Source organism: Serratia sp. AR11, assembly GCF_056376275.1.
On sequence record NZ_CM150739.1, the window covers coordinates 233,877 to 255,888 of the forward strand.

General features: G+C 56.6%; 22 protein-coding genes. 19 read left to right on the forward strand and 3 right to left on the reverse strand.

Going from position 1 to position 22,012, the window contains the following annotated elements:
- Positions 1-181: 181 nt before the first annotated feature.
- From ugpB to ugpQ, 5 genes are all read left to right on the forward strand, one after another.
- Positions 182-1,501, forward strand: coding sequence for a sn-glycerol-3-phosphate ABC transporter substrate-binding protein UgpB (gene ugpB / locus ACSOSI_RS01070; protein WP_012004704.1), 1,320 nt, complete (start codon positions 182-184; stop codon positions 1,499-1,501).
- A gap of 114 nt (positions 1,502-1,615) precedes the next feature.
- Entirely contained in the window at positions 1,616-2,503 is an 888-nt protein-coding gene (gene ugpA / locus ACSOSI_RS01075; RefSeq protein WP_012004705.1) for a sn-glycerol-3-phosphate ABC transporter permease UgpA, read from the forward strand.
- Positions 2,500-3,345 (forward strand): sn-glycerol-3-phosphate ABC transporter permease UgpE, encoded by an 846-nt coding sequence (gene ugpE, locus ACSOSI_RS01080; RefSeq protein ID WP_012004706.1) that lies wholly within the window; start codon positions 2,500-2,502, stop codon positions 3,343-3,345. The genes ugpA and ugpE overlap by 4 nt, the downstream gene beginning before the upstream one ends.
- Positions 3,346-3,349: 4 nt before the next feature.
- Positions 3,350-4,423: a sn-glycerol-3-phosphate import ATP-binding protein UgpC gene (locus tag ACSOSI_RS01085; protein ID WP_012004707.1), complete on the forward strand. Its 1,074-nt coding sequence runs from the start codon at positions 3,350-3,352 to the stop codon at positions 4,421-4,423.
- Entirely contained in the window at positions 4,423-5,169 is a 747-nt protein-coding gene (gene ugpQ / locus ACSOSI_RS01090) for a glycerophosphodiester phosphodiesterase (RefSeq protein ID WP_476707235.1), read from the forward strand. The genes ACSOSI_RS01085 and ugpQ overlap by 1 nt, the downstream gene beginning before the upstream one ends.
- Here the strand turns inward: ugpQ and ACSOSI_RS01095 are convergent.
- Positions 5,166-5,495, reverse strand: coding sequence for a hypothetical protein (locus ACSOSI_RS01095; protein WP_259191895.1), 330 nt, complete (start codon positions 5,493-5,495; stop codon positions 5,166-5,168). The genes ugpQ and ACSOSI_RS01095 overlap by 4 nt on opposite strands.
- A gap of 152 nt (positions 5,496-5,647) precedes the next feature.
- Here ACSOSI_RS01095 and ACSOSI_RS01100 point away from each other — a divergent pair, with 152 nt between their 5' ends.
- Entirely contained in the window at positions 5,648-6,511 is an 864-nt protein-coding gene (locus ACSOSI_RS01100; RefSeq protein WP_012004710.1) for a carboxylate/amino acid/amine transporter, read from the forward strand.
- Between the two features lie 33 nt (positions 6,512-6,544).
- On the opposite strand, the gene metR is transcribed toward ACSOSI_RS01100, so the two are convergent.
- Entirely contained in the window at positions 6,545-7,495 is a 951-nt protein-coding gene (gene metR / locus ACSOSI_RS01105) for an HTH-type transcriptional regulator MetR (RefSeq protein ID WP_012004711.1), read from the reverse strand.
- Positions 7,496-7,600: 105 nt separating this feature from the next.
- Between metR and metE the strand changes: the two genes are divergently transcribed.
- Positions 7,601-9,877, forward strand: coding sequence for a 5-methyltetrahydropteroyltriglutamate--homocysteine S-methyltransferase (gene metE, locus ACSOSI_RS01110; protein ID WP_261409611.1), 2,277 nt, complete (start codon positions 7,601-7,603; stop codon positions 9,875-9,877).
- Positions 9,878-9,980: 103 nt separating this feature from the next.
- On the opposite strand, the gene ACSOSI_RS01115 is transcribed toward metE, so the two are convergent.
- Positions 9,981-10,817, reverse strand: a complete 837-nt coding sequence (locus tag ACSOSI_RS01115; RefSeq protein ID WP_476706424.1) for a dienelactone hydrolase family protein — start codon at positions 10,815-10,817, stop codon at positions 9,981-9,983.
- Positions 10,818-11,323: 506 nt separating this feature from the next.
- Here ACSOSI_RS01115 and udp point away from each other — a divergent pair.
- The 12 genes from udp (at position 11,324) to hemB (ending at position 21,989) form a co-directional block, all read left to right on the forward strand.
- Positions 11,324-12,085 (forward strand): uridine phosphorylase, encoded by a 762-nt coding sequence (udp, locus tag ACSOSI_RS01120; protein ID WP_012004714.1) that lies wholly within the window; start codon positions 11,324-11,326, stop codon positions 12,083-12,085.
- Positions 12,086-12,255: 170 nt separating this feature from the next.
- A complete protein-coding gene (locus tag ACSOSI_RS01125) occupies positions 12,256-13,038 on the forward strand; it encodes a tyrosine-protein phosphatase (protein WP_017891310.1) in 783 nt (260 codons plus the stop codon).
- Between the two features lie 87 nt (positions 13,039-13,125).
- On the forward strand, positions 13,126-13,656 hold the full coding sequence (locus ACSOSI_RS01130; protein WP_012004716.1) for a DedA family protein: 531 nt from the start codon (positions 13,126-13,128) through the stop codon (positions 13,654-13,656).
- A 140-nt stretch (positions 13,657-13,796) separates the two neighbouring features.
- Positions 13,797-15,344: a DNA recombination protein RmuC gene (gene rmuC / locus ACSOSI_RS01135; protein ID WP_261132873.1), complete on the forward strand. Its 1,548-nt coding sequence runs from the start codon at positions 13,797-13,799 to the stop codon at positions 15,342-15,344.
- A 79-nt stretch (positions 15,345-15,423) separates the two neighbouring features.
- Positions 15,424-16,179, forward strand: coding sequence for a bifunctional demethylmenaquinone methyltransferase/2-methoxy-6-polyprenyl-1,4-benzoquinol methylase UbiE (ubiE, locus tag ACSOSI_RS01140; RefSeq protein ID WP_012004718.1), 756 nt, complete (start codon positions 15,424-15,426; stop codon positions 16,177-16,179).
- A 13-nt stretch (positions 16,180-16,192) separates the two neighbouring features.
- The gene (gene ubiJ / locus ACSOSI_RS01145; RefSeq protein ID WP_476706425.1) at positions 16,193-16,801 is read left to right on the forward strand and encodes a ubiquinone biosynthesis protein UbiJ; all 609 of its coding nucleotides are present in this window, start codon (positions 16,193-16,195) and stop codon (positions 16,799-16,801) included.
- Positions 16,798-18,429 (forward strand): ubiquinone biosynthesis regulatory protein kinase UbiB, encoded by a 1,632-nt coding sequence (gene ubiB, locus ACSOSI_RS01150; protein ID WP_017891313.1) that lies wholly within the window; start codon positions 16,798-16,800, stop codon positions 18,427-18,429. Before ubiJ ends, ubiB begins: the two co-directional genes overlap by 4 nt.
- A gap of 80 nt (positions 18,430-18,509) precedes the next feature.
- Entirely contained in the window at positions 18,510-18,773 is a 264-nt protein-coding gene (tatA, locus tag ACSOSI_RS01155; protein WP_006323098.1) for a Sec-independent protein translocase subunit TatA, read from the forward strand.
- Positions 18,774-18,776: 3 nt separating this feature from the next.
- Complete coding sequence (tatB, locus tag ACSOSI_RS01160) at positions 18,777-19,343, forward strand: Sec-independent protein translocase protein TatB (protein ID WP_115183420.1); 567 nt, start codon at positions 18,777-18,779, stop codon at positions 19,341-19,343.
- 3 nt (positions 19,344-19,346) lie between these two features.
- Entirely contained in the window at positions 19,347-20,117 is a 771-nt protein-coding gene (gene tatC / locus ACSOSI_RS01165) for a Sec-independent protein translocase subunit TatC (protein ID WP_012004722.1), read from the forward strand.
- A 52-nt stretch (positions 20,118-20,169) separates the two neighbouring features.
- Positions 20,170-20,952: a 3'-5' ssDNA/RNA exonuclease TatD gene (gene tatD, locus ACSOSI_RS01170; RefSeq protein WP_476706426.1), complete on the forward strand. Its 783-nt coding sequence runs from the start codon at positions 20,170-20,172 to the stop codon at positions 20,950-20,952.
- A 14-nt stretch (positions 20,953-20,966) separates the two neighbouring features.
- Complete coding sequence (hemB, locus tag ACSOSI_RS01175; RefSeq protein WP_476706427.1) at positions 20,967-21,989, forward strand: porphobilinogen synthase; 1,023 nt, start codon at positions 20,967-20,969, stop codon at positions 21,987-21,989.
- Positions 21,990-22,012: the final 23 nt, after the last annotated feature.

Here is a 22,012-nt window from a genome sequence, read left to right on the forward strand (position 1 = left end):
GGCGGGGCAGTTCTCCCTGCCGCCGACATCAAACCGCAATCTGCACTTCACTCTCCCGTCACACGGCTGTCATCTGGCAGTTATATTTCTGTCATCCGAGCATGGCATGTTAGCTACCGAACAAAAAACTGATTCTTTTCGCTCACGCGCTTATTACACCAGCTTTTTTCAGGAGTTAGGCATGCTCACCTACGCTATTCGCAAAACTACGCTGTGCGTCGCGTTGACCCTGGCGGTCAGCACTCAGGCACTGGCGGCAACCGAGATCCCGTTCTGGCATTCAATGGAAGGTGAATTGGGTAAAGAAGTGGATTCCCTGGCGGATCGCTTTAACCAGTCGCACACCGACGTCAAAATTGTCCCGGTTTATAAAGGTAACTACGAACAGAGCCTGGCGGCGGGCATCGCGGCCTATCGCTCAGGCAAAGCGCCGGCAATTTTGCAGGTGTACGAGGTGGGCACGGCAACCATGATGGCCAGCAAGGCGATCAAGCCGGTGTATGAAGTGTTTAAAGATGCCGGTATCAACTTTGACGAGTCGGTGTTCGTGCCGACGGTGGCCGGTTACTACACCGACAACAAGAGCGGCCACCTGCTGTCTCAGCCGTTCAACAGTTCCACTCCAGTGCTGTATTACAACAAGGACGCCTTCAAAAAAGCCGGCCTGAACCCGGACCAGCCGCCAAAAACCTGGCAGGAACTGGCGGCGGACACCGCCAAACTGCGTGCAGCCGGTATGAAGTGCGGCTACGCCAGCGGCTGGCAGGGCTGGATCCAGCTCGAGAACTTCAGCGCCTGGCACGGGGTGCCGTTCGCCACGGAGAACAACGGTTTCGGGGGAGCCAGCGCCAAGCTGGAATTCAACAAGCCGCTGCAGGTCAAGCACATCCAACTGCTGGAAGAGATGAACAAGAAGGGTAATTTCACCTATTTCGGCCGTAAAGACGAATCCACCGAGAAGTTCTACAGCGGCGACTGTGCCATTACTACCGCGTCATCCGGTTCGCTGGCAGATATCAAGCATTACGCCAAGTTCAACTACGGCGTGGGCATGATGCCGTACGATGCGGATGCCAAAAATGCACCGCAGAACGCCATCATTGGCGGTGCCAGCCTGTGGGTGATGAACGGCAAAGATGCCGCCACTTACAAAGGGGTCGCCGAGTTCCTGCAGTATCTGGCCCAGCCGGAAATTGCCGCCGAATGGCACCAGAAGACCGGTTATCTGCCGATCACCACCGCGGCCTACGATCTGACCAAGCAACAGGGCTTCTATGACAAGAACCCGGGCGCCGATGTGGCGACACGTCAGATGCTGAACAAGCCACCGTTGCCATTCACCAAGGGCCTGCGTTTGGGCAACATGCCGCAGATCCGTACCGTGGTGGATGAAGAATTGGAAGGCGTGTGGACCGGCAAGAAAACGCCACAGCAGGCGCTGGATGCCGCCGTGCAGCGCGGTGACGTATTGCTGCGTCGCTTCGAGTCCCAGACCAAGTAGCGTCAACCGGGACTCCGTTCCGGCGAACGACACCGATTTCACCCCCTCTCCCCTGGGAGAGGGCCGGGGTGAGGGGCTCAGTCAGCCCTCTCCCCACATTAACGGTTAACCCCTATGTCATCTTCCCGTCCCGGTTTCGGCTGTAGCTGGCTGCCCTATGTACTGGTGCTGCCGCAACTGTTGATCACCGCAATCTTTTTCCTGTGGCCCGCCGGCGAGGCGCTGTGGTATTCGGTGCAGAGCCTCGATCCCTTCGGTCTGTCCAGCCAGTTTGTCGGCCTGGATAACTTTACCCAGCTGTTCCAGGATCCTTACTACCTCGATTCGTTTTACACCACGCTGATTTTCAGCTTCCTGGTGGCGGGTATCGGGCTGGTCGTGTCGTTGTTCTTCGCTGCGCTGGTGGATTACGTGCTGCGCGGCAGCCGGATTTACCAGACGCTGATGATCTTGCCTTATGCGGTAGCTCCGGCGGTGGCGGCGGTACTGTGGATCTTCCTGTTCAACCCCGGCCTGGGGCTGATTACTCATTTCCTTAACGGACTGGGCTACAACTGGAACCACGCACAGAACAGTGGGCAAGCGATGTTCCTGGTGGTACTGGCTTCGGTCTGGCAGCAAATCAGCTACAACTTCCTGTTTTTCCTGGCGGCATTACAGTCCATTCCCCGATCGCTGGTGGAAGCGGCGGCTATCGACGGTGCCGGCCCGGTGCGGCGTTTCTTCAATCTGGTGCTGCCGTTGATCACGCCGGTGAGCTTCTTCCTGCTGGTAGTCAATTTGGTGTACGCCTTCTTCGACACCTTCCCGGTGATCGATGCCGCGACCGGCGGTGGGCCGGTGCAGTCCACTACCACGTTGATCTACAAGATCTACCGCGAAGGCTTTGCCGGTCTGGACTTGTCCAGCTCCGCGGCGCAGTCGGTGATCCTGATGCTGCTGGTGATTGGCCTGACGGTGATCCAGTTCCGTTTTGTCGAACGTAAGGTGCGTTACCAATGATTGAGAACCGACGCGGGCTGGATATCTTCAGCCACGTAATGCTGATTATCGGCGTGCTGGTGGTGCTGTTCCCGCTATACGTGGCCTTTGTCGCCGCCACGCTGGACGACAAACAGGTGTTTCAGGTGCCGATGACCCTGATCCCGGGCGGCCACCTGTGGGAAAACATCAGCAATATCTGGCAGGGCGGTGTGGGCAACCTCAAGGTGCCATTCTCGCTGCTGCTGCTCAATAGCGTGATCATGGCGCTGGCCATTACCTGCGGCAAAATAGTGGTATCGGTGTTGTCGGCCTATGCCATCGTTTATTTTCGTTTTCCGCTGCGCAGCCTGTTTTTCTGGCTGATTTTCATGACGCTGATGTTGCCGGTGGAAGTGCGTATTTTCCCCACGGTGGAGGTGATATCCAACCTCAACCTGCTGGACAGCTACACCGGTCTGACGTTGCCGCTAATGGCCTCGGCAACCGCTACCTTCCTGCTGCGCCAGTTCTTTATGACCTTGCCGGATGAACTGCTGGAAGCCGCGCGTATTGATGGTGCCGGCCCGATGCGCTTCTTCTGGGACATCGTGTTGCCGCTGTCGAAGACCAACCTGGCGGCGCTGTTTGTCATCACCTTTATCTACGGCTGGAACCAGTACCTGTGGCCGATCCTGATCACCAGCGATGCCTCAATGGGCACCGCGGTGGCGGGCATCAAAAGCATGATCTCCACCTCCGGCGCGCCGACCCAGTGGAATCAGGTGATGGCGGCGATGATTCTGACTTTAATCCCACCGCTGGCGGTGGTTCTTCTGATGCAGCGCTGGTTTGTACGCGGCCTGGTTGATAGCGAGAAGTAACGAAATGGCAGGTTTAAAACTACAGGCAGTCACCAAATCCTACGACGGTAAAACGCCGGTGATTAAGCAGATCGATCTCGACGTGGCGGACGGTGAGTTTATCGTGATGGTTGGCCCGTCCGGCTGCGGTAAATCGACGCTGCTGCGCATGGTCGCCGGGCTGGAACGTACCACCAGCGGCGATATCTATATCGACAGCCAACGCGTGACCGATATGGAGCCGAAAGATCGCGGCATTGCGATGGTGTTTCAGAACTACGCGCTGTATCCGCACATGAGCGTGTATGACAACATGGCCTATGGCTTGAAAATTCGCGGCTTTGGCAAACAGCATATCCAGCAGCGGGTAGAAGAAGCGGCGCGCATTTTAGAGCTGGAGCCGCTGTTGCAGCGCAAGCCGCGTGAGCTTTCCGGCGGCCAGCGTCAACGGGTGGCGATGGGGCGGGCTATCGTGCGTGAACCGGCGGTGTTCCTGTTTGATGAACCCTTGTCCAACCTGGACGCCAAACTGCGGGTACAGATGCGTCTGGAATTACAACAGCTGCATCGCCGGTTGAAAACCACCAGCCTGTACGTAACGCACGATCAGGTGGAGGCGATGACGCTGGCGCAGCGGGTGATCGTGATGAACAAGGGCGTGGCAGAGCAGATTGGCACCCCGAGTGAGGTCTATCAACGCCCGGCGTCGCTGTTTGTCGCCAGCTTTATTGGCTCACCGGCGATGAACCTGTTGCCAGGCACCCTGAGCGCCGACGGCAGCCAACTGCAACTGGCGGACGGTATGACCTTGAATTTACCGCAGGCGAAGGCGCACTGGGGCGGACGCCGGTTGACGCTGGGTATTCGTCCCGAGCATATTCAACTGCTCCCCGATGGGCAGGGGGGCGTGCCGCTGGTACTGCAAACGCTGGAGCTGCTGGGTGCGGATAATCTGGCGCACGGGCAGTGGGGCGGCCACGGGGTCATTGCGCGGCTATCGCATGAAACTATGCCGACGGCAGGCAGCACGCTATATTTACAACTGCCTGCACAGGCGCTGCACTTTTTTGATACCGATAGCGGATTACGGATGGAATGATGACCACAGCCTGGCCTTACCCTCATATTGTTGCCCACCGTGGCGGTGGCTCTCTGGCACCGGAAAATACCCTGGCGGCGATCGACGTTGGCGCACGTCACGGCCACAAAATGATTGAGTTCGACGCCAAGCTGGCGCAGGACGGGCAGATTTTTCTGCTGCACGACGATACTCTGGATCGCACCAGCAACGGCTGGGGCGTAGCGGGCGAGTTGCCGTGGGACAAGCTGGTGCAGCTCGATGCCGGCAACTGGTATAACTCCGCCTACAAAGGCGAACGCTTACCCTTGCTGGCGGAGGTCGCGGAACGCTGCCTGCAGCACGGTATGATGGCGAACATTGAAATCAAGCCCACCACCGGCAGTGATGACGAAACCGGCCGGGTAGTGGCGCTGGCGGCACGCCTGCTGTGGCAGGGGCAGACCGATCCGCTGCTCTCTTCGTTCTCGGTTGAGGCACTTGAGGCAGCACAACGCACCGTGCCTGAATTGCCGCGCGGCCTGTTGCTCGATCAGTGGGATGACAACTGGCCGGCGCTGACCGAACGTCTGGGTTGCGTGTCTTTGCACATCAACCATAAAGAGCTGACCGCCGAACGGGTGGCAGCACTGAAAGAGGCGGGATTACGCATTCTGGTTTATACCGTTAACCAGCCGGCGCGGGCGCGCTTGTTGTTAAACTGGGGCGTTGACTGCATTTGCACGGACCGAATAGATTTGATTGGCCCCGATTTTCCCAATGGCTAACCTCGGTTGACCGGCGTCGGCAGCGGCGCCTGAGGTACCGCAGGCGTGGTACGATCGAACGGATTGCGCGGTTGGTTGCCATTTGGCAGCAGTTGCCCACCGTTCGGCGAATTTCGCAGCAGTTGTTGCTGGTTATTGTCGAACTGCCGCTGTTGTTGCAGACGGCGCTGATCCAACTGCTGGTTATTCAGCATGCGCTGTTGCTGCGCCTGTTGACTGCGTTGGTTGAGAAACTGCTGCTGCGAGCTAAGCTCGGTAACCCCGTTGGCCGCAGTAGCCAACCCGGACAGCAACAACAGGCCGTAGAGCAGGTGATAAGTCTTCATGATGTTTACCTCGCTTTTTTATTAAGCCTAACCCACCGGTGAATTTTTTGCCGATAGTTTATATTTCGCACAGATGTAAACTGCCTTTTCGTCACGACCTATCCCGCCTTCCGTTACAATCGCCCTTTGTGAATTTTTAGGATGAACCCATCGTGCTGCTTCTGGTGATTACTACCATTTTGTGGGCGTTCTCTTTCAGCCTGATTGGCGAATATCTGGCGGGCCAGGTCGACAGCTGGTTCTCGGTGCTGATGCGCATCGGCCTGGCGGCATTGGTGTTCCTGCCTTTTCTGCGCTGGCGCAACATCAAGCTGAAAGTGATCCTGATGTACATGCTGGTGGGGGCTTGCCAGCTCGGCATCATGTACCTGTTCAGCTTCCGCGCTTATATGTACCTGACGGTGCCGGAATTCCTGCTGTTTACCGTGCTGACGCCGCTTTACGTCACGCTGATTTATGACCTGATCAGTGGGCAGCGCCTGCGCTGGAGCTACGTATTCAGTGCGTTGCTGGCCGTTTTGGGTGCGGCGATCATCCGGTACCACCAGCTTAGCGAGCATTTCTGGCTGGGGCTGCTGCTGGTGCAGGCGGCGAATATCAGCTTCGCCATTGGCATGGTCGGTTACAAGCGGCTGATGGAAGTGCATCCGTTGCCACAGCACACCGCGTTTTCCTGGTTCTACCTGGGCGCGTTGGTGGTGGCGGTGGTGGCCTGGTGCCTGTGGGGCAACCCGCAACAGTTGCCGACCACCAATCTGCAATGGGGCATTCTGGTGTGGCTGGGCGTGGTCGCTTCCGGGCTGGGATATTTCATGTGGAACTACGGTGCCACGCAGGTGGATGCCGGCACGCTGGGCATCATGAATAACATGCATGTGCCTGCCGGGCTGCTGGTGAATCTGGCCATCTGGCAGCAACAGCCGCACTGGCCAAGTTTTATTATCGGTGGGGCGGTGATTGTTGCTTCGCTGTGGGTACATCGCCGTTGGGTGGCACCCAAAATAATCAGTAAATAAACCGGGCTGCCCAAGCGCAGGCAGCCCTGGTCGTCAGGGTTGTGAGGCCAGCGGTTTGACGCTGGCAACACCGGCGCTTGGGCGGGCGGCGTCCCGGACGAACGGCAGATGATTGCAGGCGTGCTGGCGTGCCGAACGGATAAAGGCTTCGGTTACCGCCTGACGCTGCTCACCATCGCGAACTGCGGCATACAGACGGCTCCACAGGCCATCGCCCAGGGTTTTGGTCACCACCAACCCCTGGCGTTCAAAACTCTCCACCACCCAATGCGGTAACGCCGCAATCCCCATCCGCGCGGACACCATCTGGATCAGTAGCAGGGTGTTATCGACGTTTTTCAGCGCCGGGCTGATGCCCGCCGGCTGCAGGAAATGACGCCAGATATCCAGCCGTTGACGCTGTACCGGATAAATCATCAGCGTTTCATCGATCAAATCTTCGGGTTCAATGTGCAGCTTGCTGGCCAACGGGTGATCCGGCGCCAGCACCAGTCGCACTTCAAAATCAAACATCGGTGAATAATGCAGACCGCTGCGCGGCAGAATATCGGAAGTCAGCACCAGATCCAGCTCGCCTTGCTGTAAGGCCGGTTGCGGATCAAAGGTGACGCCGGACTTAAAGTCCATCACCACCTGCGGCCAACTCTGACGGAAGTTATCCAGCGCCGGTGTCAGCCATTGAATACAGCTGTGGCATTCAATGGCGATACGCAGCGTGGCCTGATGCGGTTCGTGGCACGTTTGCAATGCCTGCTGAATTTGCGGCAGAACCTGCTCTGCCAACTGTAACAGGATCTCTCCCTGCGCGGTAAAGCGCAGCGGTTGGCTTTTACGAACGAACAGCTTGAAGCCCAGGCGCTGCTCCAGATCGCTGAACTGATGCGAAAGAGCAGACTGCGTCTGATGGAGTTGGGCAGCCGCAGCCGCCAGCGAACCGGTATTGCGCAGAGCCTGCAGCGTCCGTAAGTGTTTCAGTTCGATCATGAGAGTCCTTCACAGTGACAGTGAATAAATTGCGCTTGTGGTTAATACAGTACCTGCGGATTATGGATGTGTAAACATCTGGACGGCTAAATGGGGAATATGACGATGGCAATTCTAAATCACACACTGGGTTTTCCTCGCGTTGGGCTACGACGTGAACTGAAAAAAGCTCAGGAAAGCTACTGGGCAGGTAACTCAACGCAGGAAGAACTGTTGGCAGTTGGCCGCGAGCTGCGCGCTCGCCATTGGCAACAGCAACAACAGGCCGGGGTGGATTTGGTGCCGGTCGGCGATTTCGCCTGGTACGACCATGTATTGACCACCAGTCTGCTGCTCGGCAACGTGCCGGCGCGTCACCAAAATGCGGACGGCACAATCGATCTCGATACGTTGTTCCGCCTGGGCCGTGGCCGCGCACCGACCGGTGAACCGGCAGCAGCGGCGGAAATGACCAAATGGTTTAACACCAACTACCACTACATGGTGCCCGAATTCCATAAGGGACAGCAGTTCAAACTGGGCTGGACCCAATTGCTGGACGAAGTTGACGAAGCGCTGGCGCTGGGCCACAAAATCAAACCCGTACTGCTGGGGCCGGTCACATACCTGTGGCTGGGCAAAGTGAAGGGTGAGCCGTTTGACCGCCTGTCACTGCTCAACGATATCCTGCCGGTTTATCAGCAGGTGCTGGCCGAGCTGGCGAAACGCGGCGTTGAATGGGTGCAGATCGACGAGCCTGCGCTGGTGCTGGAATTGCCGCAGGCGTGGCTGAACGCCTTCAAACCGGCTTATGACGCGCTGCAGGGCCAGGTAAAACTGCTGCTGACTACCTATTTCGACAGCGTTGGCCACAATCTTGACACTCTCCGTGAGTTACCGGTGCAGGGGCTGCACGTTGACCTGGTTGGCGGTCACGACGATATCGCGGTATTGAACAAGGCACTGCCGAAAGAGTGGCTGCTGTCACTGGGGGTAATCAACGGTCGCAACGTCTGGCGTGCCGATCTGAGCAATTGGTTCGAACGTTTGCAGCCATTAGTGGGCAGTCGCCCGCTGTGGATCGGCACTTCCTGTTCACTGTTGCACAGCCCGATCGATCTGAGTGTGGAAACCCGGCTGGACGAAGAAGTGAAGAGTTGGTTCGCCTTCGCCCTGCAAAAATGCGGCGAACTGGCGTTGCTGAGTGCGGCGTTGAACGCACCGGGCGCAGCAAAACAGGCTGAACTGGACGCCTACAGCGCGCCAATCCGTGCCCGTCGTCAGTCCAGCCGTGTGCATAATGCGCAGGTCGGTCAACGCCTGGCTGCTATTACCGCGCAGGACAGCGAACGTCAGCGTCCTTACGCCGAGCGTGCTCAGGCACAGCGTGAACGCTTTAACCTGCCGGCCTGGCCGACCACCACTATCGGTTCATTCCCACAAACCACCGAAATTCGCGGCCTGCGTCTGGACTTCAAGCAGGGGCGTTTGGACGGCAACAACTACCGCACCAGCATTAGTGAGCACATCAAACAGGCGATCGTTGAGCAAGAACGTCTGGGGCTGGACGTATTGGTGCATGGTGAAGCCGAGCGTAACGACATGGTCGAATACTTCGGTGAGAACCTCGACGGCTTCGTATTCACCCAAAACGGCTGGGTACAGAGCTACGGTTCCCGCTGCGTAAAACCGCCGGTGATCATCGGCGATATCAGCCGACCGGAAGCCATCACCGTAGAGTGGGCGAAGTATGCTCAGTCGCTGACCGACAAGCCGGTGAAGGGCATGTTGACCGGCCCGGTAACCATTCTTTGCTGGTCATTCCCGCGTGAAGACGTGACCCGTGAAGTGATTGCCAAACAAATTGCCCTGGCGCTGCGTGATGAAGTGGAAGATCTGGAAAAAGCTGGCATTGGCATCATCCAGATTGACGAACCGGCACTGCGTGAAGGTCTGCCGCTGCGTCAATCCGACTGGGCTGCCTACCTGAATTGGGCGGTGGACGCGTTCAAATTGAATGCCGCCGTGGCGAAGGATGATACTCAGATCCACACCCACATGTGTTACTGCGAGTTCAACGACATCATGGATTCGATTGCAGCGCTGGATGCTGACGTGATCACCATCGAAACCTCGCGTTCCGATATGGATTTGCTGGAAGCCTTTAAAGAGTTCGAATATCCGAACGAAATCGGTCCGGGCGTGTATGACATTCACTCGCCAAACGTGCCAAGTGTGGAATGGATCGAAGCGCTGTTGCGTAAAGCCGCGCAGAACATCCCGGCAGAACGCCTGTGGGTTAACCCGGACTGCGGCCTGAAAACCCGTGGCTGGCCGGAAACCCGTCAGTCGCTGGCCAACATGGTGCTGGCTGCACAGCGCCTGCGCGAGCAGCAGGCCTGATTGCCACCGTGGTGCAATGATGTTTTGATCGGCAATCTGGGCGCTTCGGCGCCCGTTTTTATGTCGCAAGCGGCTGTCTGGTCAGGCAGCCGTGAGGTGAGGTTTACTTAACGCCCGGAACGCCATGTTGGGTGAACCATGCCAGCATGCGTTGCCAACCGTCGGCGGCCGCTTCGGCATCATAGCTTGGCCGGTAATCGGCATTGAAGGCATGGCCGACGTCGGGATAGACCACGATCTCGGCATCGGCGTTGGCCGCACGCAGCGCCTGACGCATGCTTTCCACCGTATCCAGCGTGATACCTGTGTCTTGCCCGCCATATAATCCCAGCACCGGCGCAGAGAGTTGGGTAGCGACATCGATCGGATGTTTTGGCGAGTTCAGCGTTTTTTCGCCCACCAGTTTGCCGTACCAGGCGACGGCCGCTTTCAACTGCGGATTATGTGCCGCATACAGCCAGCTAATACGCCCGCCCCAGCAGAAACCGGTAATCGCCAGCTTGCCGGCATCGCCACCGTGGCGCGTGGCCCAATGAGCGGCATGATCCAGATCCGCCAGCACCTGACGATCCGGCACTTTGGTCACCAGCTTTTGGAACAGTTCGCCGATGTCGGTGTAATCCCGGGCATCTCCCTGACGGAAATACAGTTCCGGTGCTATCGCCAGATAGCCCTGTTTGGCCAGGCGACGACACACGTCCTGAATGTGCTCATGTACGCCAAAAATCTCTTGTACCACCAGCACCACCGGGAAGGGGCCGCTGCTATCGGCAGGTTTGGCGATATAGGCCGGCAGATTGTCACCCTGCGAGGGAATAGTGGTTTCCCCGGCATGAATGCCTTGTTCGTCGGTAAGAATGGTTGAAGCAGCCAAGGGGGTAACGGCCGGGGTGAATCCCCCCTGGGCCTGTTTTAATGTCATCACTTGATCGGTTTTCATTGCGGTCTCCGTGCAATCGAGAAAAGCGCTGAGATTAACTATAGGAAAGATTACCCGTTATTGGCACCGGGTGGAGCATTTTCGGCCAAGTCTGTAAAAAACGAATAATTATCTGGCTTTAGCGCGTTTTTGTTGCCTTTTTATCATGCTATTACGCATGTTGACCTGCATTAATACCATAAGGTGCGTTAGCTCCCTTTATTGTGGCTAAGTCACCGATAAAATAAGGTTATTTTCTGTGGCGGTGTCAATAGTTTCATCAGGAAATCAGCTCTGCGCTCAGGAGACAGGGTGAAAAACGGCGGTGCATTTTGTCGACTAGACTTGGGGCATCTGAGACAACCATTCCAGCTTCTGGTGTGTTTTTGTGACTTTAATCACAAAAGTTATGTAGATTGCATTCTGTTTCTTTATTCATAGTGATGGTTGTCACGAAATTGAATGGCAATTTTCAGTAGAGTACTTTTTTGTTCCTCCCAATAAACATGATCCATGAGGAGTCTCGCATGTCCCAATCTGACGTTTTTCATCTCGGCCTCACTAAAAAAGATTTACAAGGGGCCCAGCTTGCCATCGTTCCAGGCGATCCACAGCGCGTAGAGAAAATTGCCAAGCTGATGGAAAATCCGGTGCATCTGGCTTCCCATCGTGAATTTACCTCCTGGCGCGCAGAGCTGGACGGCAAGGCGGTGATCGTCTGCTCTACCGGCATTGGTGGCCCGTCTACCTCTATCGCCGTTGAAGAACTGGCGCAATTGGGGATCCGTACCTTCCTGCGTATCGGTACCACCGGTGCGATCCAGTCAAACATCAATGTTGGCGATGTTCTGGTCACCACCGCCGCGGTTCGTCTCGACGGTGCCAGCCTGCACTTCGCACCGATGGAATTCCCGGCCGTGGCCGACTTTGCCTGTACCACGGCACTGGTCGAAGCCGCCAAGGCTGCCGGCGCTACCACGCACATTGGCGTGACCGCGTCTTCTGATACCTTCTACCCTGGACAGGAACGTTACGATACCTTCTCCGGCCGCGTCGTCAGCCGCTTCAAAGGCTCGATGGAAGAATGGCAGTCGATGGGTGTGATGAACTATGAAATGGAATCCGCTACCTTGCTGACCATGTGTGCCAGCCAGGGCCTGCGTGCCGGTATGGTTGCCGGTGTGATTGTTAACCGCACTCAGCAGGAAATCCCGAACGCAGAAACCATGAAAAACACCGAAAGCAAAGCGGTGCAGATCGTGGTTGATGCGGCGCGCCGCCTGCTGTAATTACCTCGCAGTTCAACGGGTCGCCGACGCGGCCCGTTTCTCCATTCGGCCGTAATCTGTTACGGTTAACCTCATCAGTGCCATCTTTCTGGCCGCCTCTTTACCCGTTGAGCCCGGTTTTTCCGCTGCTCTCAGGTTGCGTTTTTCAGACAATAACCACGAGGACGTCTATGACTGCCCAGATCCTGCTTCATCCTTCATTGGCGCCGCTTGATGGCGGCATTAACTTTCGCGATCTTGGCGGCAATAGCGTCGCCGATGGCCGCCGTATCAAGCGTGGTCTGCTGTTCCGCTCCGGCTCGCTGGAGCGTCTGACAGAAGACGACTGCACCTTCCTGGCCGGTGTGCCGGTGCGTTCGGTGCTGGATTACCGTGACGCCGATGAAGTTCAGGCCAAGCCCGATGTCCTGTGGAGCGGCGCCGATTATCATCATTTCCCGGCCAATCCGTTGAGCAATGAGGTGAATGCCAACCTGGAAAAACTGACCAGCGAAACGCTGGCCGGTTTCGACGCGCAGGCCTTTATGCTGGAACTTTACCGTCGGCTGCCTTTCGGTAATGCGGCGTATAAGCAGTTGGCCCAATTGCTGAGCAATGTCGATAACGGTGCCATCGTCCAGCACTGCGCGGTAGGCAAGGATCGTACCGGGGTCGGTTCGGCGCTGGTGTTATTCGCGCTGGGGGCAGATGAAGCGACGGTAGTGGAAGATTACCTGCTGACCGAAACCACGCTGGCGACCTTCCGCGAACAGATGCTGGATCAACTGTCGATTCGCCTTAACGCTTCGGCACTGGGGCAATTTGCCTATGTGCTCAGCGCCCGTGAAGAATTCCTGATGACCGCCCTGAACTGCATCCGTGACCAATATGGTTCAACCGATCGCTGGCTGGAGGCCGAGTACGGCCTGGGCCAAAACCAGCGTGAAGCACTGCAGGCGTTCTACCTCGAGTAAACTGCACGGGTGTTTAGCCGGGGTTTAATCGGCCCCGGCCGGCATTGCGTATCCTTGGGGCCATAAATCCCGCATCAGGAGCCCATATTGAGCCTCAATGACATTATCCACTGGGTCAGCGACACCGTGCGGCAGCATGAAGCCTGGGCCATCCCGATTATCTTCTTCCTGGCGTTCGGTGAATCGCTGGCGTTTCTGTCGCTGCTGTTGCCGGCCACGGTGATTCTGCTGGCGCTGGGAGCCTTGATAGGCGAAAGCGGCATTGCATTCTGGCCTATCTGGGCCGCCGCCGCCGCCGGGGCCTTTTTCGGCGACTGGCTCTCTTACTGGATTGGCTATCACTATCAAGACCGGGTGGCGCATATGTGGCCCCTTTCCCGCAATCCACAGCTACTCACGCGTGGCCATGCGTTTTTTGAACGCTGGGGCGTACTGGGCATTTTCATCGGCCGCTTCTTCGGCCCGTTGCGTGCCGTGGTGCCGTTGGTTGGTGGCATTTGCGGCATGCCCCAGCGTTATTTCCAGGTGGCGAATATCACTTCAGCGATGATCTGGGCGTTTGGCATTCTCGCGCCGGGGGCGTTTGGCATCAAGTGGTTAAGCCAGTGGTTTGGCTAGTTCTGGTCTGACTTGCGTAGCGTTTCGCAATTTTGCGCCGTCGGGGCAAAAACAGACTGGACATCCATACAGCATCCCCTTAACGTGACGGGCAACAGGCGCATAAAACGCCAGAACGGTCAGGTGTAACAGGAGGCAGGGTGGATACCAGTTTGGTTTACGGTATGGGCGGGGTGGCAATTGGCCTGCTGTTGGGGTGGCTAATTGCCAGTTTGCGTGTGCAGCAGACGCAGGCACAGCATGAAACCGAGCAACGGCTGCTGGAACAATCGCTACAGCAGGCGCAGCAGGAAACAGCAGCCCGGCAAGAAACGCTGCAGCGTAATGAACAACAAATGCGACAGACCGATCTGGAACTGCGCAATTTGCACAGCCAGCTGGCCGCCGGGCACGAAAAACTTCAACAGCTCAATCACTGGCGCAACGAATGCGAGTTGCTGAATCAGGAACTGCGCGCCCAGCGTGAGGTTAACAGCGCTCAGGAGGCCGAGCTGCGTGAGGTGACTATCCGCCTGGAAGAGACCCGTATGGCGGCAGAAGAGAAACAGCGTCTGCTGATTAACAGCGAACAGCGCCTCACCACCCAGTTTGAAAATTTGGCCAACCGCATTTTTGAACACAGCGGGCGCAAGGTTGACGAGCAGAATAAGCAAAGCCTGGACCGCCTGTTACTGCCGCTACGTGAGCAACTCGATGGTTTCCGCCGCCAGGTGCAAGACAGTTTTGGCCAGGAAGCGCGTGAACGCCATACGCTGACCCACGAAATACGTAACCTGCAGCAGCTCAATGCACAAATGGCACGCGAGGCGATTAACCTCACCAAGGCCCTGAAAGGGGATAACAAAACTCAGGGTAACTGGGGTGAGGTGGTGTTAAGTCGGGTACTGGAAGCCTCCGGCCTGCGCGAAGGACACGAATACGAAACCCAGGTCAATGTGCGGCTGGATCATCAGAGCCGTATGCAGCCCGACGTCATCGTTCGTTTACCGCAGGGTAAGGACGTGGTCATCGATGCGAAAATGTCGCTGGTGGCCTACGAACGTTACTTCAACAGTGAAGATGAAGTGGAACGCGAGGCGGCGCTGAGTGAGCATATTGGCTCGCTGCGTGGCCATATCCGCCTGTTGGGACGCAAGGATTACCAGCAGTTGCCCGGCCTGCGTTCGCTGGACTACGTACTGATGTTTATTCCGGTCGAGCCGGCTTTCCTGCTGGCCATCGACCGTGAGCCGGAGCTGATCAGCGAAGCGCTCAAACACAACATCATGCTGGTCAGTCCGACTACCTTGCTGGTGGCGTTGCGCACCATCACCAATCTTTGGCGCTATGAGCATCAGAGCCAGAATGCCCAACGCATTGCCGACAGAGCGGCGCGGTTGTATGACAAAATGCGGCTGTTTGTTGACGATATGTCGGCGCTGGGGCAGAGCCTGGACAAGGCCCAGGGGAGTTATCGCCAGGCGATGAATAAACTGAGCGAAGGCCGTGGTAATCTTATCGGCCAGACCGAGGGGTTCCGCGCTTTGGGGGTTGAGGTGAAAAGGCCGATTAACCCGCTGCTGGCTCAGCAGGCCAGTGCGCAGCATGATGAAGAATGCGAGGCGACGGGCTTTGATGAAGTTGACGCGTTGCCCGGGGCGGAAGACGACGACTCCGCAGAGGAACCCCGCTCCGCATCGCAGGCATGACAGCGGCTGCGAGGTGGGGTATTGCGTAGGGTTCTGGTACACTCATCCACACTAAATTGACTGAATAGCAGGCAGGACAATGGCAGATCAACCGCAGGAAACCACCGACTTCGGTTTTCGCACCGTAGCTAGAGACGAGAAGCAGGCCATGGTGGCAGATGTTTTTCATTCGGTAGCTGCAAAGTATGACGTGATGAACGACCTGATGTCGTTTGGTATCCACCGTATCTGGAAGCGTTTTACCATTGACTGCAGCGGCGTTCGCCGTGGGCAGCGGGTGTTGGATCTGGCCGGTGGTACCGGTGACCTGGCCGCCAAGTTCTCCCGCATGGTCGGTGAGCAGGGGCAGGTGGTACTGGCGGACATTAACGATTCCATGCTGAAGATGGGGCGCGAGAAGCTGCGCGACCGCGGCATTATCGGTAACGTCAACTATGTGCAGGCCAATGCCGAAGCGCTGCCGTTCCCGGATAACTATTTTGACTGCATTACCATTTCCTTCGGCCTGCGCAACGTGACCGACAAAGACAAGGCGCTGCGTTCCATGTTCCGCGTGCTTAAGCCGGGCGGCCGTTTGCTGGTGCTGGAGTTCTCCAAGCCGCTGCTGGCGCCGTTAAGTAAAGCCTATGACGCCTACTCGTTCCACGTGCTGCCGAAAATCGGGGAGCTGGTGGTGAAGGATCCGGAAAGTTACCGTTATCTGGCTGAGTCGATCCGCATGCATCCCGATCAGGAAACCCTGAAAGGTATGATGGGGGCTGCCGGCTTTGACAACGTGACCTATTTTAACCTGACCGGCGGCATTGTGGCCCTGCATCGCGGCTTCAAGTTCTGATATGGAAATGCCGATGCTGTTAACCCCGTTGTTGACCGGCGTGCTGGAAACATCGCTCAACAGCCTGCTGTTCCGCGATCGCAGCATGAAAGCCGCCCGTTTGCGCCTGGCGGGTAAGGTTCTGCGTATTGAATTGCAGGAGCTTTCCTCACCGTTGGTGTTGCTGTTCAGTGAGCAGCGTGTCGATGTGCTTGGTCAGTCTGAAGATACCGCCGACTGCACGGTGCGCAGCCGCATCTCGGTGTTGCTGAAGCTGCGGGATCGCCAGCAACTTTCGCCATTGATGCGCAGCGGTGAACTGATTGTCGAAGGTGATATTCAGGTGGTTCAACAACTGGTTGGGCTGCTCGATCTGGCAGAGTGGGATCCGGCTGAATGGTTGGCCCCCTACATCGGCGATATTGCCGCGCAGGGTATCACGCAGGCGTTCGGTAAGGGCGCGAATCTGCTGAAGACAGGCTTTCAGCGTCAACAGCATTATGTAGCGGAAACGCTGACGGAAGAGTGGCGCGTGGCGCCAGGCCCACTGGAAGTTGTGTGGTTCAACGAGGAAGTTGATGCCACCGTTCGCAACCTCGAAGCGCTGATTGCTCGCATGGACAAGTTGGAGGGTAAACGATGACCCCTGGCGAACTACGCCGCCTGTATTTGATCGTCCGCGTTTTTCTCAGCTATGGCCTGGATGAACTGATCCCCCAGATGCGCTTGACGTTGCCGCTGCGCGTGGGGCGCCGTCTGCTGTTCTGGATGCCAAACCGCCATGCAGACAAACCGCTGGGTGAACGTCTGCGTTTGGCCTTGCAGGAACTGGGGCCGGTATGGATCAAGTTTGGCCAGATGATGTCCACACGCCGCGACCTGTTCCCACCACAGATCGCCGATCAACTGACTCTGTTGCAGGACCGGGTTGCCCCCTTCGATGGTGCACTGGCACGCAAGCATATTGAGTTGGCGATGGGCGGCCCGCTGGAAACCTGGTTTGATGATTTTGACCAGCAGGCGCTGGCTTCGGCATCGATAGCTCAGGTGCATACCGCACGGCTAAAAACGACCGGGCAGGAAGTGGTTCTGAAGGTGATTCGGCCCGATATTCGGCCGATCATCAAGGCTGACGTCCGCCTGATGTATCGTTTGGCGGCTTGGGTGCCAAAGCTGATGCCGGATGGTCGCCGTCTGCGTCCGCGTGAAGTGGTGCGCGAATATGAAAAGACCTTGCTGGACGAGTTGAACCTGCTGCGTGAAGCGGCCAACGCCATCCAGCTGCGCCGCAATTTCGACGGTAGCCCGATGCTGTATGTGCCGGAGGTTTACTCCGATTACTGCCGCGAAAGCGTGTTGGTCATGGAGCGTATCTACGGAATTCCGGTTTCGGATATTCCAACGCTGGAAAAGCAGGGCACCAACATGAAACTGTTGGCCGAACGCGGGGTTCAGGTGTTCTTTACCCAGGTGTTCCGCGACAGCTTCTTCCATGCGGACATGCATCCCGGTAATATTTTTGTCAGCTATGAGCATCCTGAAGATCCCTGCTATATCGGCATTGACTGCGGTATTGTCGGCTCGTTGAACAAAGACGATAAACGCTATCTGGCGGAAAACTTTATTGCCTTCTTCAATCGTGACTATCGCAAGGTTGCAGAACTGCACGTTGATTCTGGCTGGGTACCGCGCGACACCAACGTGGAAGATTTCGAATTCGCTATTCGCACGGTGTGTGAACCCATCTTCGAAAAGCCACTGTCGGAAATTTCGTTCGGCAACGTGCTGTTGAACCTGTTCAATACCGCACGCCGTTTCAATATGGAAGTGCAGCCCCAACTGGTGTTATTGCAGAAGACCTTGCTGTATGTTGAAGGTCTGGGCCGGCAGCTCTATCCACAGCTGGATTTGTGGACCACTGCAAAGCCGTTCCTGGAAAGTTGGATGCGCGATCAGGTCGGTATACCGGCAGTGATCCGCGCACTGAAAGAAAAAGCGCCATTTTGGGCCGAGAAACTGCCCGAACTGCCTGAATTATTTTACGATAGCCTGCAGCAGCATAAACTGTTGCAACAAAGCGTTGATAAGCTGACCAATCAAATGCAGGCCCAGCGCGTTCGCCAGGGACAATCGCGTTATTTGTTCGGCGTTGGCGCTACACTGTTAGTAAGCGGTACGATTTTGCTGTTGGGGGATGTTGAAGTGTTCCCTGCGTGGCTGATAGCGGCCGGTATCGTATCCTGGGTGATTGGCTGGAAGCGAACCACCTGAATTGATTCGAAACTCTGGTAAAATCTGCCGTATAATGCGACGGATTTTGAAAAAACCCTGTAAAAATAGAGGTAATTGCAATGGGCGGTATTAGTATTACGCAATTGTTGATCATCGCAGTGATCGTGGTGCTGCTGTTTGGTACCAAAAAGCTCCGTACGCTGGGCTCTGATCTCGGTGCATCAATCAAAGGTTTCAAAAAGGCGATCGGCGATGACAACACGCCGCCGACCAACACGGCTGAAAAAAGCAGCCTGGATGACGCTGACTTCACGGCCAAGCCTATTACCGATAAGCAGCCGGAAGTGAAAACGGAAGAGTCGAAGAACAAAGAGCAGGTATAAACCGTGTTTGACATTGGGTTTAGTGAACTGTTGCTGGTTCTGGTTATCGGCCTGGTGGTACTCGGGCCGGAACGGTTGCCGGTAGCGGTAAGAACAGTTTCGGGCTGGATCCGCGCGCTGCGTTCGCTTGCGGCTTCGGTGCAGAACGAACTTTCTCAGGAGCTGAAGCTGCAGGAATTGCAGGACAGCCTGAAAAAGGTAGAGAAGGCGGGCATGCAGAATTTGTCGCCGGAGCTGAAGGCGTCGATGGATGAGCTGAAAGACGCGGCGGAATCGCTGAAGCGTTCTTATCTGGGTGACAGTGACAATAAAACCGAACCTGCTCACACCATCCATAACCCTCTGGTCACCGATCCTGAAGCCATTCATGACGGCGTGACGCCGGCAGAGGCTGCGGCCGTGGCATCGTCCCCGGCTGTCGTGCCGGAGCCGGTGGTTTCGGTAACGCCGCCGGTTGCACAACCCGTGGTCGAGCCGGTTAAACAACCGGTCGTTTCGGGCGTTCAGGCAACCCCAGAACCTGTTGCGGATAAAACCCCAGCGTCTCACCAACCTAGTGGCGATCGTTAAAACATGGCTGTTGAAGATACCCAACCCCTTATCAGTCACCTGATAGAACTGCGTAAGCGGTTGTTAAACTCGATTATCAGCATACTGGCGATCTTCCTGGTGCTGGTTTTTTTCGCCAATGATATTTACCAACTGGTGTCAGCACCGCTGATCAAACAGTTGCCCGCCGGGGCGAGCATGATCGCCACCGACGTGGCTTCACCGTTCTTTACCCCGATCAAATTGACCATGATCGTTTCGGTGTTTGTGTCTGCTCCGGTGATCCTGTATCAGGTGTGGTCCTTCATCGCACCGGCGTTGTACAAACATGAACGTCGCCTGATGATGCCTTTACTGGTCTCCAGCAGCCTGCTGTTTTATCTCGGCATGGCGTTTGCCTACTTTATCGTTTTCCCGCTGGCGTTCGGCTTTTTTGCCAAGACCGCACCGGCCGGGGTAATGATAGCGACCGACATCAATAACTATCTCGATTTCGTCATGGCGCTGTTTATGGCGTTTGGCGTGGCCTTTGAGGTGCCGGTTGCCATTATTCTGCTGTGCTGGAGTGGCGTCACTTCACCGGAAGATCTGAAAAAGAAACGACCTTATGTTCTGGTCGGCGCTTTCGTGGTCGGTATGCTGTTGACCCCGCCGGATGTGTTCTCGCAGACCCTGCTGGCGATCCCGATGTATCTGCTGTTTGAAGTGGGCGTGTTCTTTGCCCGCTTCTACACCGGTAAGCGTCGTCCGCAGCCAGAAGAAGAAGACGAGGGTGACGAACCCCCGGCACCTTAATTTCTGTTTGTTTCTAAGCCGCCCGATGGGCGGCTTTTACTTTGGGAACATCATGTTTGATATCGGCGTCAATCTCACCAGCTCACAATTTGCCAAAGACCGTCCGGCGGTGGTGGAGCGCGCCCGTGCTGCAGGCGTAACAGGGCTGCTGATTACCGGTACCGATCTGCAGGATAGCCGTGCAGCCAGTGAACTGGCGCAACAGCATGCGGATTTTTGCTGGTCCACCGCCGGTGTGCATCCTCACCATGCCAGCAGTTGGGACGAGCGAGTCGCAGAACAAATCTGCGAGTTAGCCTCCCGGCCACGGGTCGCGGCTATTGGTGAATGTGGACTGGATTTCAACCGCAACTTCTCTACTCCAGAGCAGCAGGAGGCGGCATTCAGCGCACAACTGGCGCTGGCGGCAGAGTTGTCGATGCCGGTTTTTCTTCATTGTCGTGATGCACACGCACGTTTTGCAGCGCTGCTGGCGCCGTGGTTGGATAAACTGCCCGCGGCCGTGGTGCACTGTTTTACCGGCACCGCCGAAGAATTGGAAAGCTGCCTGTCGTTAGGCCTGTCGGTGGGTATTACCGGTTGGGTCTGCGATGAGCGGCGTGGCCTGGAACTGCGCGCGTTGCTGCCGCAGATCCCGGCGGACCGTCTGTTGCTGGAAACCGACGCCCCCTATCTGTTGCCCCGGGATTTACTTCCGAAACCCACATCTCGCCGCAACGAACCCTGTTTTTTGCCTCATATCGTCCGGCAGGTGGCCGCCTGGCGACAAGAAGATCCCGAATGGCTGGGGCAAAAAATCGATGAGAACGCCCGCCGGCTATTCCGGCTGGAATGAGTTAGGAGAAAACTATGAGCTATGCATTTCCGGGCACCTTCCCAGGTCGCCGTATGCGCCGCGTGCGCCGTCATGATTTCAGTCGTCGCCTGGTGGCGGAGAACCAACTGACGGTTAACGACCTGATCTACCCGGTATTTGTCATGGAAGGCAGTAACCGTCAGGAAGCGGTAGCATCCATGCCTGGCGTATCGCGCATGAGCATCGACCTGCTGGTTAAAGAAGCGGAAGCTATCGCCAAGCTGGGCGTGCCGGTGATCTCCCTGTTCCCGGTGATTGAGCCTGGCCTGAAGTCACTGCACGCAGAAGAAGCTTATAACCCGGACGGTCTGGTGCAGCGTACGGTACGTGCGTTGAAAGACGCGGTGCCAGATCTGGGGATTTTGACTGATGTGGCGCTCGATCCTTACACTACCCACGGTCAGGACGGCATCATTGACGAGCAAGGTTATGTTATTAACGACATCACCAAAGAGATTTTGGTGCGTCAGGCACTGTCCCATGCTGAAGCCGGTGCGGAAATCGTGGCGCCGAGCGACATGATGGATGGCCGTATCAGTGCGATCCGCGATCAACTGGAGCATCAGGGCCTGATTAACACTCAGATCATGGCTTACTCTGCCAAATATGCGTCTTGCTACTATGGTCCGTTCCGTGATGCGCTCGGTTCCAGCGGCAATCTGAAAGGTGGCAACAAGAAAACCTACCAGATGGACCCTGCCAACAGCGACGAAGCGCTGCAGGAAATTGCGCAGGATCTGCAGGAAGGCGCAGATATGGTAATGGTGAAGCCGGGCATGCCGTATTTGGACGTGGTACGCCGGGTGAAAGACACCTTTGGTGTGCCGACTTTCGCCTATCAGGTGTCCGGCGAATATGCGATGCACATGGCGGCGATTCAAAACGGTTGGTTGCAGGAACAACCGGCGGTGATGGAGTCGTTGATGTGCTTCAAGCGTGCCGGTGCCGATGGTGTGCTGACCTACTTCGCCAAGCGGGTAGCTCAGTGGATGCATGACGACGCGATGCAGCGCTAAGGCGCGAGTATCCAATGATAAAG